Below are 15,335 nucleotides of genomic sequence, written 5' to 3'. Positions count from 1 at the left end.
GCGCTTGTCACTGTCACGACTGAAACTGCTGACGCAGCCGGAAACGCTGGATTTTACCGGTCGCCGTTTTCGGCAGATCGTCGACGAACAGAATGTCGCGCGGATACTTGTGCGGCGCGAGCCGCGTTTTGACGAACGCCTTCAACTGCTCGGCCAACGTGTCATGCGAGGTTTCCACTGCCAACGGCTTGAGGACGACGAACGCGCAGGTCTTCACGAGCCCGCCCTGATCGACGCCGATCACGGCCGCTTCGAGTACCGCGTCGTGCTGCATGAGCACCATTTCCACTTCGATGGGCGAGACATACTGGCCGCTCACCTTGAGCATGTCGTCGCTGCGGCCCGCATAGACATAGGCGCCGCCCGGCAGGCGCCGGTACTTGTCGCCGCTCCTCACCCAGTCGCCGAGGAAGGTCGCGCGCGACTTCTCGCGATTGCACCAGTACATCACTGCCGCGCTCGGGCCGCGGATAAAGAGGTCGCCGATCTCGCCGTCGGACACGAGCGCGCCGGTCTCGTCGCGCAGTTCGATTTCGTAGCCGGGCACGGGGCGTCCGGTGGTGCCGTATTCGACCGCGCCTGGACGGTTCGAAAGGAAGATGTGCAGCATTTCCGTGGAGCCGAGGCCGTCGAGAATGTCGCTGCCGAAGTGCTCCCTGAAGCGCTCGCCCAGTTCGCGCGGCAGCGCTTCGCCCGCGGAGGTGCACACGCGCAGCGCGACGTCGGCGCGTGCCGGGAGGTTGGGTGAGGCCATCATGCTCGCGTAAAGGGTGGGCACGCCGTAGAACACCGTGGGCCGGTGCTGCACGAGGCGCGCGAATACGGCGTTGGCGGTGGGGCGTTCGGCCATCAGGATCGTGGTCGCGCCTACCGACAGCGGAAACGAAAGGCCATTGCCGAGGCCATAGGCGAAGAACAGCTTGGCCGCCGAAAACACGATGTCGTTTTCGCGTATGCCGAGAATGGGCTTCGCGTAAGTCTCGACGGTCCAGTAGAGATTGGCGTGCGTATGCACCGTGCCTTTGGGTTTGCCCGTCGATCCCGACGAGTAGAGCCAGAATGCAATGTCGTCGCAGCCCGTTTGCGCGGCGCGCGGGGCGGGCTCGGCGCGCGCGATCAGATCGGCGAGAACGCTTTGTGGTTCTTGCAAAACGGGCTGAGAAGCGGGCTGAGAAGAAGGCTGAGAAGCGGGCTGCGAGACGATTAACTTGCAGTCCTCACAGTGTGCTTCGGTCAGCGCTGCGCTCACGGCGGGCAGCACCTCGCCCGACGCGATCACCACGCGCGCGCGGCTGTGCGTGAGCATATACACATAGTCGGCTGACGTGAGCAGCGTATTGACGACCACCGGCACGATTCCGGCATAGAGCGCGCCGAGAAACGCGACGGGCAGCTCGACGGTATCGAGCATCACGAGCAGAACGCGCTCCTCCGTGTGGACGCCCAGCGCGCGCATGGCGGCCGCGAAGCGGCGGGCCTGCGTTTCGAGTTCGCCGTAGTTCAGCGTGAGCGTGTCGTCGATATAAGCGGTCTTTGCGGCGCGCGCGGCGTTGAGCGAGAACAGGTGCGTGGCGAAGTTGAATTGCGCGGGCGGCGGCACGGCCGCGGCGTGTTCCGGCGACACTGCTTGGATTGGCACGGTGTTGTCTCCGCTCTGTCTGCCTCGATCGGATTTGTCGTCGATCAACCTTTTCGCGGAAAATTAGCGGTTAGTAAAATGCATGTCAAGCACTATAGTACATAAACGCAGGTTCAGGGATTCCCTAAGATGAAGCAAACTTACATTGCCGAGCTACCAGCGGAAGCCGTCGACGACGCCGCGCGCGGCGAGCGCACCGAACGCGATCCGTTCCTGACTGCCATGGGCGAGCGCGTACGCATGCTGCGCGCGCGGCGCGGCATGACGCGCAAGACGCTGGCGGCGGAAACCGGGCTCTCGGAGCGGCATCTGGCGAATCTGGAGTCCGGGGTGGGGAATGCCTCCGTGCTGGTGTTGCGGCAAATCGCGAACACGCTGAACTGCCCGCTCGCCGAGGTGACCGGCGACGTCACGACTTCGTCGGCGGAATGGCTCCTGATCCGCGAGTTGCTGCAGGGGCGCGATCCGGCTGCCTTGCAGCGCGCGCGCGTGGCGCTTGCCGAGATGTTCTCGCACACGAGCGCCGATCCACACCGCAACGAGCGCATCGCGCTCATCGGCCTGCGCGGGGCGGGCAAGTCCACGCTCGGGCGCATGCTCGCACAGGAGTTGAAGGTGCCGTTCGTCGAGCTGACACGGGTGATCGAACAGCTGGCGGGCTGTCCGCCTTCGGAAATCCATTCGCTGTATGGCGCGAGCGCTTATCGCCGCTACGAGCACCGGGCGCTCGAGGCCGTGGTCGCGGAGCACCCGCGCGCCGTGATCGCCTCGCCGGGCGGCCTCGTTTCCGAGCCCGCCACGTTCAATGTGCTGCTCGCGCATTGCTTTACCGTCTGGCTGCAGGCCGCGCCCGAAGAGCACATGCGCCGCGTCGTGGCGCAGGGCGACTTGCGGCCCATGTCGGGCAATTCAGGCGATAGCGAGGCGATGGACGACCTCAAGCGCATTCTGGCTGGCCGCAGCGAGCTGTATGGCCGCGCCGACATGACCTTCGACACCAGCGAAAAGACGCTCGCCGACGCCTATCTGCAACTGCGTGACCGGCTCGCCGCCCGTTTGGCAGCGGAGGCGCCCCGCATCGAGTGAGTGGCGGACGCGGGCTGCGGCATCGCGGGTTTACCCATTTCATGCATTAAAATGCACTAATATGCTTTACATGAGCATTCCATTGCACTATCGTTCATTGAAACGAAGTGTAGACAGGAGACGCTCATGGCCGCAGCCGAAACCGTCGTCGCCCCGCAGCGGGTCGATTACCGCACCGATCCCTCGCAGTACCGGCACTGGAAGCTTTCGTTCGACGGTGCCGTGGCGACGCTCGGCATGGATATCGCCGAGGACGGCGGCATTCGCGACGGCTACAAGCTGAAGCTGAACTCGTACGACCTCGGCGTCGATATCGAACTGCACGATGCGCTCCAGCGCATCCGCTTCGAGCATCCGGAAGTGCGCACCGTCGTGCTGACCAGCCTGAAGGACCGCGTGTTCTGCTCGGGCGCCAACATCTTCATGCTCGGCCTCTCCACCCACGCCTGGAAGGTCAACTTCTGCAAGTTCACCAACGAAACGCGCAACGGCATGGAAGATTCGTCGCGCCATTCGGGCCTGAAATTCATCGCGGCCGTGAACGGCGCGTGTGCCGGCGGCGGCTACGAACTCGCACTCGCCTGCGACGAGATCATGCTCGTGGACGACCGGTCGTCATCGGTCGCGCTGCCGGAAGTGCCGCTGCTCGGCGTGCTGCCGGGCACGGGTGGCCTCACGCGCCTCACCGACAAGCGCAAGGTGCGCCACGACCGCGCCGATATCTTCTGCACGGTGGTGGAAGGCGTTCGCGGCGAGCGCGCGAAGGCCTGGCGCCTCGTGGACGAAGTCGTGAAGCCCAATCAGTTCGGCCAGGCCGTGCAGGCACGCGCGCTCGAGCTGGCCGCCGGGAGCGATCGTCCCGCAGACGCGAAGGGCATTGCGCTCGCGCGCATCGAACGCGTGGAGCCCATGGGGAACGACGGCGGCCTGAGCTATTCAACTGTTGATGTGACGATCGACCGCGCGAAGCGCACCGCGACATTCACGGCGAAAGCGCCCGCCGTGGCACCTGTTTCGGATATCGAATCAATCGTCGCCGCCGGTGCATCGTGGTGGCCGCTGCAGTTCGCGCGCGAGTTGGACGACGCGATTCTCTCCATGCGCACCAACGAGCTCGACATCGGCACGTGGATTCTCAAGACCGAAGGCGACGCGCGTACCGTGCTCGCCGCCGACGCCGCGCTGCTCGCGCACCGCGACCACTGGTTCGTGCGCGAGACCATCGGCATGCTGCGCCGCACGCTGGCGCGCATCGATGTCTCTTCGCGTTCGCTGTTCGCGCTGATCGAGCCGGGCTCATGCTTCGCCGGCACCTTCGCCGAACTCGCGTTCGCCGCGGACCGCACGTACATGGCCGCGCTGCCCGCGAACGAAGACGAAGAACCGGCTATCACGCTCTCTGAAGCGAATTTCGGCCTCTACCCGATGGTCACGCATCAATCGCGCCTCGCGCGGCGTTTCTATGAGGAAACCGAACCACTCGATGCCGCGCGCGCGAAGATTGGCGAAGCGGTCAAGCCGGTCGAGGCGGAGCGCCTCGGCCTCGTGACGGCCTCGCCCGACGACATCGACTGGCCCGACGAAATCCGCCTCGCGCTGGAAGAGCGCGCGGTCATGTCGCCCGACGCGCTCACGGGCCTGGAAGCGAATCTGCGCTTCAACGGACCGGAGACCATGGAAACGCGCATCTTCGGCCGGCTCTCCGCATGGCAGAACTGGATCTTCAACCGGCCCAACGCCGTGGGCGAGAAAGGCGCGCTCAAGGTGTACGGCAAGGGCAGCAAGGCGCAGTTCGACGTCGCCCGCGTTTGATATCCGTATCCGCCGCCACATTTGCCGCGTCTGTCGAATATGCCGCAAGGAACCGCAATGTCCACGATCAATTACAGCGAAAAGATCCCGAACAACGTCAACCTCGCCGACGACCGCGCGCTGCAGCGCGCTCTCGAACAGTGGCAGCCGAACTTCCTCTCGTGGTGGGGCGACATGGGCCCCGACGGATCGCACGGCTACGACGTCTATCTGCGCACGGCGGTGAGCGTCGACGCGGGCGGCTGGGCGCACTTCGACCACGTGAAGATGCCTGACTATCGCTGGGGCATCTTCCTCACGCCGGGCGATGCGGATCGCAAGATCCATTTCGGCGCGCACAAGGGCGAGGCGGCGTGGCAGGACGTGCCGGGCGAGCACCGCGCGAATCTGCGCCGCATCATCGTCACGCAGGGCGACACGGAGCCCGCCTCCGTCGAGCAGCAGCGCCATCTCGGCCTCACCGCGCCCTCCATGTACGACCTGCGCAACCTGTTCCAGGTGAATGTGGAGGAAGGCCGGCATCTGTGGGCGATGGTGTATCTGCTGCATCGCTACTTCGGCCGCGATGGTCGTGAGGAAGCCGAAGCATTGCTGGAGCGCCGCTCGGGCGACGACGACAACCCGCGCATTCTCGGCGCGTTCAACGAGAAAACGCCCGACTGGCTGGCGTTCTTCATGTTCACGTACTTCACCGACCGCGACGGCAAGTTCCAGCTTTCGGCGCTATCCGAATCCGGCTTCGACCCGCTCGCGCGCACGACGAAATTCATGCTGACCGAAGAAGCGCATCACATGTTCGTCGGCGAGTCGGGCGTCTCGCGCGTCGTGCAACGCACCGCGCAGGTCATGAACGAGCTGAAGACCGACGACGTGAAACGCTTGCGCGCCGCGGGCGTGATCGACCTCGAAACGATCCAGCGTTACCTGAATTTCCACTACTCGGTGACGATCGACCTGTTCGGCGCCGACCACTCGTCGAATGCCGCCACCTTCTACAGCTCGGGCCTGAAGGGCCGCTATGAAGAGACCAAACGCGACGACGACCACCAGCTCGAAGGCCAGCAATACCGCTTGCTCGACGTGCAGGACGGCAAGCTCGTGGAGCGCGAAGTGCCGATGCTCAACGCCATGAACGAAGTGCTGCGCGACGACTACATCAAGGACTCGATTGCGGGCGTGAACCGCTGGAACAAGGTGCTGGAAAAGGCTGGTATCGATGTTCGCCTCACCGTGCCGCACAAGGCCTTCAACCGCCAGATCGGCACGTTCGCGGGCGTGCGCGTGTCGCCGGACGGCCGCGTGATCGGCGAGACCGAATGGGCCGCGAACGAAGCAAAATGGCTGCCCACCGCGGAAGACCGCGCCTACGTGGCCTCGCTCATGGGCCGTGTGATCGAGCCGGGCAAGTTCGCCAACTGGATCGCGCCACCGGCCATGGGCATCAATCGGCAGCCAATCGATTTCGAATACGTGCGCTTTAACTGAGGGGCGCGGCGGCGCGTAGCATCGCGTTCGCGCGCCGCGGTGGGAGACAATCATGAACGGTCCGCTACCCGTGGATATTCTCAGGCAACACCTGATCGATCCTGAAATCTGCATACGCTGCAATACGTGCGAGGAAACGTGTCCTGTCGACGCGATCACGCACGACGGCACCAACTATGTGGTGAAGGCCGATGTCTGCAACGCTTGCATGGCGTGTGTGCCGCCGTGCCCGACCGGCGCGATCGACAACTGGCGCAACGTGCTCAAGGCCGGGGCGTACACCATTGACGAGCAGTACACGTGGGACGAACTGCCCGCGCAGAATCCATCGGTGGGAGCGCCGGTCGTTGCGCCGGAATCGGGCGATGGGGCGAGCGTTGCGCAAGCGGCGCCGAATGCCGCCGATGCGCCCGTCGGCGGCTCCGACATGGTGCGTGGCTCGACCGTACCGCCGTGGTCGGCGGCGCGCCCCTATGTCCAGCTCTACACGCACAAGGCGCCCACCACGGCGACGGTGGTCGGCAACTATCGCCTCACCGACGACGCCACCGAAAGCGACATCCATCACATCGTGCTCGACTTCGGCGCCATGCCGTTCCCGGTGCTGGAAGGCCAGTCTATCGGCATCCTGCCGCCGGGCGCGAACCCGGACGGCCGGGCCCATCACGCACGCCAGTACTCGATTGCGAGCCCACGCGACGGCGAGCGCCCCGGCTACAACAACGTTTCGCTCACGGTGAAGCGCGTGACGCGCGATCACAGCGGCAATGCAACTGATGGCGTGTGCTCGAACTATCTCTGCGATCTGAAGAAGGGCGACGTGGTGACCGTGATCGGGCCGTTCGGCAATACCTTCCTCATGCCGAATCATCCGAACTCGCATCTGCTGATGATCTGCACGGGCACCGGTTCCGCGCCCATGCGCGCGATGACCGAATATCGCCGCCGCCGCAGGCTCAAGGGTGCGACCGGCAAGCTCATGCTCTTTTTCGGCGCACGCACGCAGCAGGAATTGCCCTACTTCGGACCCCTGATGAATCTGCCGAAAGATTTCATCGACACGAACCTCGCCTTCTCACGCACCCCGCGTGAGCCCCGGCGCTATGTGCAAGACGCCATGCGCGAGCGCGCCGTGGACGTCGCGCAACTGCTCAAGGACGGTAACACGCATGTCTATGTTTGCGGGTTGAAGGGCATGGAAGATGGCGTGCTGCAGGCGCTTCAGGAGATCGCCGAAAAGCACGGCATGGGCTGGGAGGCGTTGTGGGAGCGCCTCAAGCGGGAAGGGCGGCTGCATCTCGAGACGTATTGAAACGTCCGGCGCAATGAATCGAGGCCTGAATCCAGACACGCGAGAGGCGCGCGATAATTTAAGCACGATCGTTCTAAAAGCGTTACGATGGCGAATCGCAAAGGCGCGCACAGTTGCGAACAGACGCGCGCCGTAGACGGAGATCGCCTCGATGAACCTCGTTGCTGAAATGCCCGCCGGCCTGACCGGCGTCGAACAGTTGCGGCACATGCTGCACGGGACTCGTGGCCCGGCCATTGGCGAAACGCTCGGCTTCAGACTTGTCGAAGTCGAGGAGGGCCGCGCCGTGTTCGAGGGCACGCCCGGTCTACACGTGTACAACCCCATCGGCACGGTGCACGGCGGTTATGCAGCCACGCTGCTCGATTCCGCATGCGGGTGCGCCGCGCACTCGCGGCTCGGCCCGAATCAGGGCTATACCACGCTGGAGCTGAAGGTCGCGTACCACCGGCCCATGACCGCCGACACCGGCATCGTGCGCGCAGAAGGGCGCGTGCTCAGCATTGGCCGCCGCGCGGCCTTCACGGAGGCCAGCATCACGGATGCGCAGGGCAAGCTCTACGCGTCCGCCACCTCCACCTTGCTCGTGTTCGACCGCTGACGTATCGCGAACGGCGCGTCACCGGCGCGCGCGAGCTAGATCGCCGAGCGCGCCTTGTCCTCGATGAGCCGCACGAGCGTTTGCAGCATACGGTTCGCAGGCGTGGGCACGCCAAGCGCCGCGCCACGTTGCACGACATAGCCGTTGAGGTGATCGATTTCGCTGAGCTTGCCGCGCGCGAGATCCTGCGCCGTGGACGAGTATTGGCCCGGCATGGTCTGCGCGATGCGTGTCACCGCGCTGTCCATGTCCGGCGGCAGCGTTACGCCGTCGGCCTGCGCGACGGCCACGCATTCGCCCACGATGTCGCGCATCGTTTCGCTCACGCCCACGCCCTTCACGAGACGCCCATAAGGCAATTGCGTGATCGCCGAGAGTGCGTTGTAGGCGCAGTTCACGATCAGCTTCGCCCAGAGCGCGCCGCGCACATTGGGTGAGATTTCCGTGGGCACGCCCGCGTCGATGAGCGTGCGCGCAGCGGCGTCGCTCGCGCGCGAAGGCTCGATCACCAGCTCGCCGCGGCCGTGATGGCGTACGTGGCCGGGCCCCGCCATTTCAGTCGCGACATAGACCACGGCAGCCGCCACGTCCTGCGGAATCGCGGTGCGCAGGCGCTCCGCGTTATCCGCGCCGTTCTGCAGCGTGAGCACGAGCGTGTCGGCGCCCAGATGCGGTTCGATCGCGGCGCCCGCGTCTTCGGTGTCGGTCGACTTCACGCAGAACAGCACGAGGTCCGCGCCCGCCACGGCGGCGGCTTCGGTGCTGGCCGTGAGATGCGGCGCGCCGATGCGCTCGTCGAACTGCTGCGCTTCGAGGCGCAGCCCGTCGCGCGTAATGGCCTCGACATGCTGGGGCCGGCCGATCAAGACCACATCGTGTCGCGCGCGCGCGAGCATGCCGCCGAAAAAGCAGCCTACTGCGCCTGCGCCCATGACGGCGACTTTCATTTGCGTATCTCCTGTGTGGCGTGCGTGCTTCGTCGCCGGTGATGTCCCGCGATGTGTCCGTGCGTTCAGCGCAACTCGAAGCCGAGCGCGTTTAGCGCGTCGCGCAAGCGGTCGCGGCCGTGCAGCGACTCGCGGCTGCGCCAGCGCGCGAGCGAACGCACGGTCCAGCCCGCCGCGCTCAAACCCTGGACGGTCTGGAAGCCGCCCATGACTTCGTCGTACTGCGCAATGGCGGCCGCTTGCGAAGGCGCATCGTATTGCTCGCGATGGAGCACGACCTCCTGCGGCAAGCGCGGCTTCACATCCGCAGGGCGTGTTTCGTCGGGATAGCCCACGCACAGGCCGAACACGGGGAGCACGCGCGGCGGCAGACCCAGTTCCGCGGCCACCTGTTCAGGCCGATTGCGGATGCCGCCGATATACACGGCGCTCATACCGAGCGATTCGAGTGCGACCACGGCGTTCTGCGCGGCGAGCGCCGCGTCGATCATGCCGACGACCAGCGTCTCCATGTAGTGCAGACCTTCGACGCTCGCCCCGGTACGCGCACCGGCCGCTTCGAGGCGCGAGAGGTCCGCGAGCCATACGAGAAAGAGCGGCGCTGCGCGAACGTGCGACTGGCCGCCCGCGAGCTCGGCGAGGCGCGCCCGGCGCTCGGGGTTTTCGATGGCAACCACGCTCCACGTTTGCAGGTTAGACGAGGTCGAGGCCGATTGCGCCGCGGCGATCAGCGTTTCGAGCGTGCCATCGGGCAGCGGACGGTCCGCGTAGTTACGCACCGAGCGGTGCGCGAGCAGCGTGTCGAGCGTATCGTTCCAGGCCGGCAGCGGCGCGGACCACGGCGTGCCATAGCGCGCTTCGAGCGCGCGCATGGCATCGGCGATATCGGCGGCGGGTCGTGCGGGCGTGGTGACGGTGGACATCGGGTTTCTTCTCCGGCAAATGACAGTTGATTCGTGGCGCGCCGAAATCGATCACGGCGCCAAGCGCCGTATGGTACATGGCTCGGGCGATCGGCGCAGGCGCTCATCGGCACGGGCTCGAGGGCGCGCCAGCAGAGTTCGTGCGTGACCGGTATCATCAGATACTGCGCATGCGTTCGAACGGGCTCATTGACCTCTCAGTGACCTGCTTCGTGCGGCGGCGCCATCTTCCGCTTTCCCCTGTCTTCGGCAGCTTTGTCTGCCCCCTTCTTCCGGGAGGCCTTCCCATGTCCGTTGATGCCCCGAATGCAACGCCGGTCTGGTTCGTGAGCGGCTGTTCGACCGGCTTCGGCCGTGAGCTTGCCCGCGCGGTGCTCGCGCGCGGCTGGCGCTGTGTCGCGACCGCGCGCAACAAGGCGTCGCTCGACGATCTCGCGCCCGAGGCCGGCGATCGCCTGCTGCCCGTCTCGCTCGATGTGACCGACGCTGCGCAAATCGACGCCGCCGTCGCGGCCGCGCAAAAGCAGTTCGGCGCGATCGACGTGCTCGTCAACAACGCGGGCTACGGCTATCAGAGTTCGATCGAGGAGGGCGAGGAGCGCGAGATCCGCGCGCAGTTCGATGCCAACGCATTCGGCCTGTTCGCGCTCACGCGTGCGGTGCTGCCGGGCATGCGTGCGCGCCGCAAGGGCCACGTCATCAACATTACGTCGGTCGCGGGGCTCGCGGGCTTTCCGGGTTCTGGCTACTATGCGGCCTCGAAACACGCCGTGGAGGGATTCTCCGATTCGCTGCTGGCGGAAGTCGGCCCGCTCGGCATCAAGGTGACCTGCGTGGAACCGGGGCCGTTTCGCACGGACTGGGCAGGCCGCTCGCTCGTACAAACGGCGAGCCGTATCGATGACTATGCCGAAACGGCGGGCGCGCGTATGCAGCGCACGGCGCAAGGCAGCGGGCATCAGCCGGGCGATCCGGTGCGCGCGGCGCAGGCGATGATACGCATCACGGAAACCGAAAAGCCGCCGCGGCATCTCGTGCTGGGCGCATTCGGCGTGGATGCGGTGGCGAATCGCTTGCGCGCGGCGCTTGCGGATATCGAGGCGTGGCGCGAGTTGAGCCTTGGCACGGACTATCCGGCGGGGAGTTGAGTCAGTGGCTCACGCCGTTGCGATCATCAACGTGCCCGTGGCGACGAGCGCCCCGCGCCAGATCCAGTCGAAGTTGATCCAGCCTCGCCGCAGCACGCCAAGACCGAGATATTCGTAGGCGAGCAGCGCGATGGTGGCCGTGGTGGCGAGCGTCGCGACGGTATGCAGCGCGGTGAACGCAAACGAAAGCGCAAGCGGGTTCGCAAGGCCCGCAGCGCCGCCCGCTCCACCGCACAGCGGCAGCATGGCGGGCATCAGCATGAGTCCCGCGCCGTGCAACGTGGCCATCAACGCCGACCACGCCGCAAGCCCGACAAAGCCCACGGTCATTCCCACGCGCACGCGGTGCCGGTGCCCATACGCGTGCTGCCACGCGGCCCACGCGATCAGGAGCGCGCCCAGGCACCCATGCAGCGCTGCGCCCGGCAGGTGCGCACCCAGCGCCGCGGTGGAACTCGTGAACAGCAGAATGGACGCGGCGTGACCGAGTGCGATGGGCGGCAAAGCGAGCAGCAGCGCCGCGCGGCTCCCGCGTTGCAGCCCGAGCGCCGTCGCGAACAGCCAACCCATCGCCGGATTCACGCCGTGAAAGACGCCGCTGCCCACCACGGCTGCCCAGGCGCCCCAGTGCGCGCCGAAGACTCCCTCCATATCATGCTCCGCGCTTATGGGTAGCAGTACGAATCAGATGAGCAATCGCCGCCTTCGAGCCGGATCTGGTGCGGCCGGTGCGACTTCGGCCATTCGACAAAGAAGCGCTCGTCGAATTCGAGGCCGCCTTCCGGCGCGGCGTCGAGTTTCACCATCCAGCCGTCGATGCCTTCGGGATAGAACTGCGTGTCGATCGCGCCATAAAGCGAGTTGCTGAAATAGACGCGCCGGCCGTCGCGGCTCACTTCCACCATTTGCGGGCCGCCGTTCAGCGCGCGCCCGGGCGCAAACGGATGCGCCGCGCGCGCCGCGATGCCGCCAATGCGCACGCAACCTGTGAGGTGCGCATGTTCCGGGTCCGACACATCGTACTGGCGCAAATCGCCCGTTCCCCAGCACGCCGCGTAGAGGAAGCGGTCGTCGAGCGAGAGGGCGATATCGGTGACGAGCGGCGGCACGGCCGCAAATCCCTTGAGCATGGGCGGCAGATGCTCGGGGTCGGCCGGCTCGGCAGGAATTTCGATGATCTTGCGCGCGGCCCACTGGTCGCCGTCGAGATACCACTGCCAGATCGAGGCCGAAAGGTCCTTCAGGCTGATCACGGAGTTCACGAAGCCGTAGGGCCGCGTGGGGTTGTGCGCGGGGCGTAGCTCGAACACGAGCTGGTTTTCCGCGCCAAAGTCGAGCACCTGCTTGTGCTGGCGCGTGTGCAGATCCCAGAAGTGCAGGCGATGGCCATACTGGCCGCCGAGCAGGACCTCGGGCACGAGGCCATTCTCGAAGGTCGCGGGCAGTCCCCACTCGCTGGTCACGAGCGTGTCGTAGCCAAGGTGCCACCAGCCGTCGTAGGCGAGCTGTTGCTGGCCGCGGTCGATCTCCCACTGGCCGAGAATATCGAAACTCTCGTGGTCCATCAGGAAGACGCCGCCGGGCGCCTCGCCCTGGGCGTTCGCAAGCGACGTCACGTAAATGCCATCCGGCCCGCAATGCACGGTGTGCGGGCGCGTGTAGCCCGCGCGCTGCGCGACGCTCTCGGGCTCGTGCACGCGCGCGATATGCGGGCGGCGCGCATCAGGCTTCGTGTCGACAATATGAATGCGCGAGGAGCGTATGCCGGGCACGATGAGATAGCGGCGCTCGGTATGCGCGTGGGGGGCGTTGGGGCACAGGCACGAACTGCAGGCATTCCAGCCGAAATGGTGGAGTTCGTCGCCGACGTTGGGCATAGCCAGCCGATGCACGATGCGCCCGAATTCCGGCGAGCTAGGGTCCAGATCGACCACGTCGAGCGAATCGGGCACGCTGCGCGTGGGGTCGAAGCTGGCGACGTACGCCAGTGTCTCCGGTGGGGCATCGCCTGCCATGCGCGCAGACGGGTAGAAGGTCGGGTCCGGTTGCCACGTCGCCATTGCTGCCCCCTCATCGAAGATTCGGAAGAGTCCCTATCATGCATCAGAGTGGGACAGTGCGTTGCTCACATGTTCTATATTCCATCCGGATAGAAGCTTATGCATTGGGGCAATGAAAGCCGATTATCTGCGCTGAGAGAATAGTAAATTCGCCTTTGCAGCATTTATTCGAGAGGCCAACGTTCCTAGACTTGTACCCAACGGATGCAGACAAGCCGCTGCGCCGATTCGATCAAGTTACTGGAGGTTAGTCATGAGAACGCTCATCAAGGCCGTTGCGATCGCTGCGGTGTTTGCAGTGCCGGCCATTTCATTTGCACAGTCGCAAGGCAGCAATGGTCCTGTGACGCGTGCCCAGGTGCGCAATGAGCTGGTACAGCTCGAAGCCGCCGGTTATCGTCCTTCGGTGAACGACCTGTATTACCCCGCCGACCTGCAACAAGCCCAGGCGCGTGTAAACGCGCAAGGCGGTGGGGCCGCTGCGCAGGCGACCGGCTATGGCCCGGCCACGAGCGGCTCGTCGCAAAGCGGCTCGCGTAGCGACGGCGCGGTTAGCAGCTATTCGCCGCCCGTGTATAACGTACGTTGAGTGTTACGGCGGTATGAAGTCGATTCGTGCCGCATGATGAATATCGGCCCGCGACGGCGCGAAGGCGCACCGCGGGCTGATTCATTTCCGCCTGTGCACACAGCACACACAGCGGCCACACTCAGTTTGAGTCTCGCGGCGCCTCACGCTCGCCAATCCACATGCGCGTGGACTCGAGGATCTCGTTAGAGAGCGCGGGATCGTCGCACAGTCGCGCAAGCACGACCGCACCCACCATTGCGGCCCAGCCGCCTATTGCCGCCTGGCGCGCCGCTGCCGCGCCGGCGCCGTTCATGCCGCCGCTCAAGCGCTCGATCTGACGCTCCAAACCTGCCGCCATGACGGCACGCGCTTCGGGCGTTTGCCGCGCGGTTTCAGCGGCGAGCGCCGCGGTCGGACAGCCGGCCGCCACGTTGTCGCGATGTTCGGCACTGAGGTAGCGCGACGCATAGCGCGCCAGATCGGAATCGCCGCCTTCGCCCTGTGCAAAGACGTGGGCGAGCGTTTGCGCGATCAACTCGTCCTTCGATTTGAAATAGCCGTAGAAGCCGCCGTGCGTAAGTCCGGCGGCGCTCATTACGTCCGCGACGGTCACCGCATCGTAGCCGTGCTCGCGAAAGAGCCGGCCGGCGGCTTCCAGGATCTGCTGGCGATTCGCTTCCACCTGTTCGCGACTGACCCTCATTGTTCTCTCCGCTTGCCATTGTTCGACGCTTGACATTATACATGATGATCATCATGATTCCGTTTACATGACGTTCATCATGTAAACGGAATGCTCAAGGAGAAGTTTTGATGTCTGGTAAAGCTGCTGTTCTGATCACTGGCGCGTCCACGGGCATCGGCGCCGTCTACGCCGACCGCTTCGCAAAGCGCGGTCATGACCTCGTGCTGGTGGCGCGCGATCGCGCCCGCATGGAGGACCTCGCTGCGCGCCTGCGCGAGCGCGATGGCGTGAACGTGGATATCGTTCGCGCCGATCTGGCCTCGCATGCGGATCTTGCGCTATTAGAAGCGCGCCTCGCCGATGACGCACGCATCGGTGTGCTCATCAATAATGCGGGTGCGAGCCTGCCGGGCACGTTCGTCGAGCAGGGTCCGGACGCCGTGGGCGGCCTCATTGGTCTGAACGTCACGGCGCTCGCGCGCCTCGCCGCCGCGGTCGCGCCGCGTTTTGCGCGTGAAGGCAAGGGAGCGATCGTGAATATCGGTTCCGTCATTGGCCTCGCACCTGAGTTCCGCTCGAGCGTGTACGGCGCGACGAAGGCGTTCGTGCTGTATTTTTCGCAGTCGTTGAGTCTGGAACTCGGCGCCAGGGGCGTGTACGTGCAGGCCGTCGTGCCTGGCGCCACGCGTACCGAGATCTGGGAGCGTTCCGGCAAGGACGTGAATGCATTGCCGGCCGTGATGGAAGTGGACGATCTTGTCGACGCGGCGCTCGTGGGCTTCGACCGGCGCGAGACGGTAACGATCCCGCCGCTGCCCGACGCGCAGCAGTGGGACGATTACGAAGCCGCCCGGTCCGCGATGTTCGCGAACTTCGGGCAGTCGCAGCCGGCGGCGAGGTATCGCGAAGCCATGTAGTCCGATGTATTGCGGGCGGCCAGCGGCCGCCCGCGGTCGATGGCGAGCCGCGAGGCGCGGCAGCCGTCACAGCGCACCTTCACTCCGCCTTCACCTCTTCTCTCACCGGCTCGCGTTTGCAAGCCCGCCTAGCATCTTCCCCGCGGTCC

At 65.4% G+C, this 15,335-nt stretch carries 14 protein-coding genes; 8 read left to right on the top strand and 6 right to left on the bottom strand.

Annotated elements, in window-relative coordinates; all coding sequences use genetic code 11:
• Nucleotides 1-13: 13 nt before the first annotated feature.
• Nucleotides 14-1,639, bottom strand: coding sequence for a benzoate-CoA ligase family protein (locus M3I54_RS00830; RefSeq protein WP_375542075.1), 1,626 nt, complete (start codon nucleotides 1,637-1,639; stop codon nucleotides 14-16).
• A 129-nt stretch (nucleotides 1,640-1,768) separates the two neighbouring features.
• Between M3I54_RS00830 and M3I54_RS00825 the strand changes: the two genes are divergently transcribed.
• The 5 genes from M3I54_RS00825 to M3I54_RS00805 all read left to right on the top strand — a co-directional run bounded on the left by M3I54_RS00825 (nucleotide 1,769) and on the right by M3I54_RS00805 (nucleotide 7,935).
• Nucleotides 1,769-2,725, top strand: a complete 957-nt coding sequence (locus M3I54_RS00825; RefSeq protein WP_254332235.1) for a helix-turn-helix transcriptional regulator — start codon at nucleotides 1,769-1,771, stop codon at nucleotides 2,723-2,725.
• A gap of 126 nt (nucleotides 2,726-2,851) precedes the next feature.
• Nucleotides 2,852-4,537: a 2,3-epoxybenzoyl-CoA dihydrolase gene (boxC, locus tag M3I54_RS00820; protein WP_254332234.1), complete on the top strand. Its 1,686-nt coding sequence runs from the start codon at nucleotides 2,852-2,854 to the stop codon at nucleotides 4,535-4,537.
• Between the two features lie 57 nt (nucleotides 4,538-4,594).
• Nucleotides 4,595-6,022: a benzoyl-CoA 2,3-epoxidase subunit BoxB gene (gene boxB, locus M3I54_RS00815; protein ID WP_254332233.1), complete on the top strand. Its 1,428-nt coding sequence runs from the start codon at nucleotides 4,595-4,597 to the stop codon at nucleotides 6,020-6,022.
• A gap of 52 nt (nucleotides 6,023-6,074) precedes the next feature.
• Complete coding sequence (boxA, locus tag M3I54_RS00810; protein ID WP_254332232.1) at nucleotides 6,075-7,334, top strand: benzoyl-CoA 2,3-epoxidase subunit BoxA; 1,260 nt, start codon at nucleotides 6,075-6,077, stop codon at nucleotides 7,332-7,334.
• Nucleotides 7,335-7,485: 151 nt separating this feature from the next.
• Nucleotides 7,486-7,935 carry a PaaI family thioesterase gene (locus M3I54_RS00805; protein ID WP_254332230.1) on the top strand — a complete coding sequence of 150 codons (450 nt, stop codon included), beginning with the start codon at nucleotides 7,486-7,488 and terminating at the stop codon, nucleotides 7,933-7,935.
• 35 nt (nucleotides 7,936-7,970) lie between these two features.
• Here the strand turns inward: M3I54_RS00805 and M3I54_RS00800 are convergent, their stop codons facing one another.
• A complete protein-coding gene (locus M3I54_RS00800; protein WP_254332229.1) occupies nucleotides 7,971-8,882 on the bottom strand; it encodes a ketopantoate reductase family protein in 912 nt (303 codons plus the stop codon).
• A 65-nt stretch (nucleotides 8,883-8,947) separates the two neighbouring features.
• Nucleotides 8,948-9,805, bottom strand: coding sequence for an NADPH-dependent oxidoreductase (locus M3I54_RS00795; RefSeq protein WP_254332227.1), 858 nt, complete (start codon nucleotides 9,803-9,805; stop codon nucleotides 8,948-8,950).
• A 287-nt stretch (nucleotides 9,806-10,092) separates the two neighbouring features.
• Between M3I54_RS00795 and M3I54_RS00790 the strand changes: the two genes are divergently transcribed.
• Complete coding sequence (locus M3I54_RS00790) at nucleotides 10,093-10,953, top strand: oxidoreductase (RefSeq protein ID WP_254332224.1); 861 nt, start codon at nucleotides 10,093-10,095, stop codon at nucleotides 10,951-10,953.
• 9 nt (nucleotides 10,954-10,962) lie between these two features.
• On the opposite strand, the gene M3I54_RS00785 is transcribed toward M3I54_RS00790, so the two are convergent.
• Both M3I54_RS00785 and M3I54_RS00780 read right to left on the bottom strand, forming a co-directional pair.
• On the bottom strand, nucleotides 10,963-11,604 hold the full coding sequence (locus tag M3I54_RS00785; protein ID WP_254332222.1) for a hypothetical protein: 642 nt from the start codon (nucleotides 11,602-11,604) through the stop codon (nucleotides 10,963-10,965).
• A gap of 14 nt (nucleotides 11,605-11,618) precedes the next feature.
• Nucleotides 11,619-13,013 carry a selenium-binding family protein gene (locus M3I54_RS00780; protein ID WP_254332220.1) on the bottom strand — a complete coding sequence of 465 codons (1,395 nt, stop codon included), beginning with the start codon at nucleotides 13,011-13,013 and terminating at the stop codon, nucleotides 11,619-11,621.
• A gap of 253 nt (nucleotides 13,014-13,266) precedes the next feature.
• Here M3I54_RS00780 and M3I54_RS00775 point away from each other — a divergent pair, with 253 nt between their 5' ends.
• A complete protein-coding gene (locus M3I54_RS00775) occupies nucleotides 13,267-13,602 on the top strand; it encodes a DUF4148 domain-containing protein (protein WP_254332218.1) in 336 nt (111 codons plus the stop codon).
• Between the two features lie 121 nt (nucleotides 13,603-13,723).
• On the opposite strand, the gene M3I54_RS00770 is transcribed toward M3I54_RS00775, so the two are convergent.
• Nucleotides 13,724-14,287 carry a TetR/AcrR family transcriptional regulator gene (locus M3I54_RS00770; RefSeq protein WP_254332215.1) on the bottom strand — a complete coding sequence of 188 codons (564 nt, stop codon included), beginning with the start codon at nucleotides 14,285-14,287 and terminating at the stop codon, nucleotides 13,724-13,726.
• A gap of 110 nt (nucleotides 14,288-14,397) precedes the next feature.
• Here M3I54_RS00770 and M3I54_RS00765 point away from each other — a divergent pair, with 110 nt between their 5' ends.
• A complete protein-coding gene (locus tag M3I54_RS00765) occupies nucleotides 14,398-15,186 on the top strand; it encodes an SDR family oxidoreductase (protein WP_254332214.1) in 789 nt (262 codons plus the stop codon).
• Nucleotides 15,187-15,335: the final 149 nt, after the last annotated feature.

This window comes from Paraburkholderia sp. CNPSo 3274 (genome assembly GCF_024206475.1).
Lineage (GTDB): Bacteria > Pseudomonadota > Gammaproteobacteria > Burkholderiales > Burkholderiaceae > Paraburkholderia.
This window is presented reverse-complemented; position numbering and strand designations above follow the sequence as displayed.

Coding starts and splice junctions, on each gene's coding strand:
- M3I54_RS00825 (WP_254332235.1), top strand. CDS start 1,769: ATGAAGCAAACTTACATTGCCGAGCTACCAGCGGAAGCCGTCGACGAC.
- boxC (WP_254332234.1), top strand. CDS start 2,852: ATGGCCGCAGCCGAAACCGTCGTCGCCCCGCAGCGGGTCGATTACCGC.
- boxB (WP_254332233.1), top strand. CDS start 4,595: ATGTCCACGATCAATTACAGCGAAAAGATCCCGAACAACGTCAACCTC.
- boxA (WP_254332232.1), top strand. CDS start 6,075: ATGAACGGTCCGCTACCCGTGGATATTCTCAGGCAACACCTGATCGAT.
- M3I54_RS00805 (WP_254332230.1), top strand. CDS start 7,486: ATGAACCTCGTTGCTGAAATGCCCGCCGGCCTGACCGGCGTCGAACAG.
- M3I54_RS00800 (WP_254332229.1), bottom strand. CDS start 8,882: ATGAAAGTCGCCGTCATGGGCGCAGGCGCAGTAGGCTGCTTTTTCGGC.
- M3I54_RS00795 (WP_254332227.1), bottom strand. CDS start 9,805: ATGTCCACCGTCACCACGCCCGCACGACCCGCCGCCGATATCGCCGAT.
- M3I54_RS00790 (WP_254332224.1), top strand. CDS start 10,093: ATGTCCGTTGATGCCCCGAATGCAACGCCGGTCTGGTTCGTGAGCGGC.
- M3I54_RS00785 (WP_254332222.1), bottom strand. CDS start 11,604: ATGGAGGGAGTCTTCGGCGCGCACTGGGGCGCCTGGGCAGCCGTGGTG.
- M3I54_RS00780 (WP_254332220.1), bottom strand. CDS start 13,013: ATGGCGACGTGGCAACCGGACCCGACCTTCTACCCGTCTGCGCGCATG.
- M3I54_RS00775 (WP_254332218.1), top strand. CDS start 13,267: ATGAGAACGCTCATCAAGGCCGTTGCGATCGCTGCGGTGTTTGCAGTG.
- M3I54_RS00770 (WP_254332215.1), bottom strand. CDS start 14,287: ATGAGGGTCAGTCGCGAACAGGTGGAAGCGAATCGCCAGCAGATCCTG.
- M3I54_RS00765 (WP_254332214.1), top strand. CDS start 14,398: ATGTCTGGTAAAGCTGCTGTTCTGATCACTGGCGCGTCCACGGGCATC.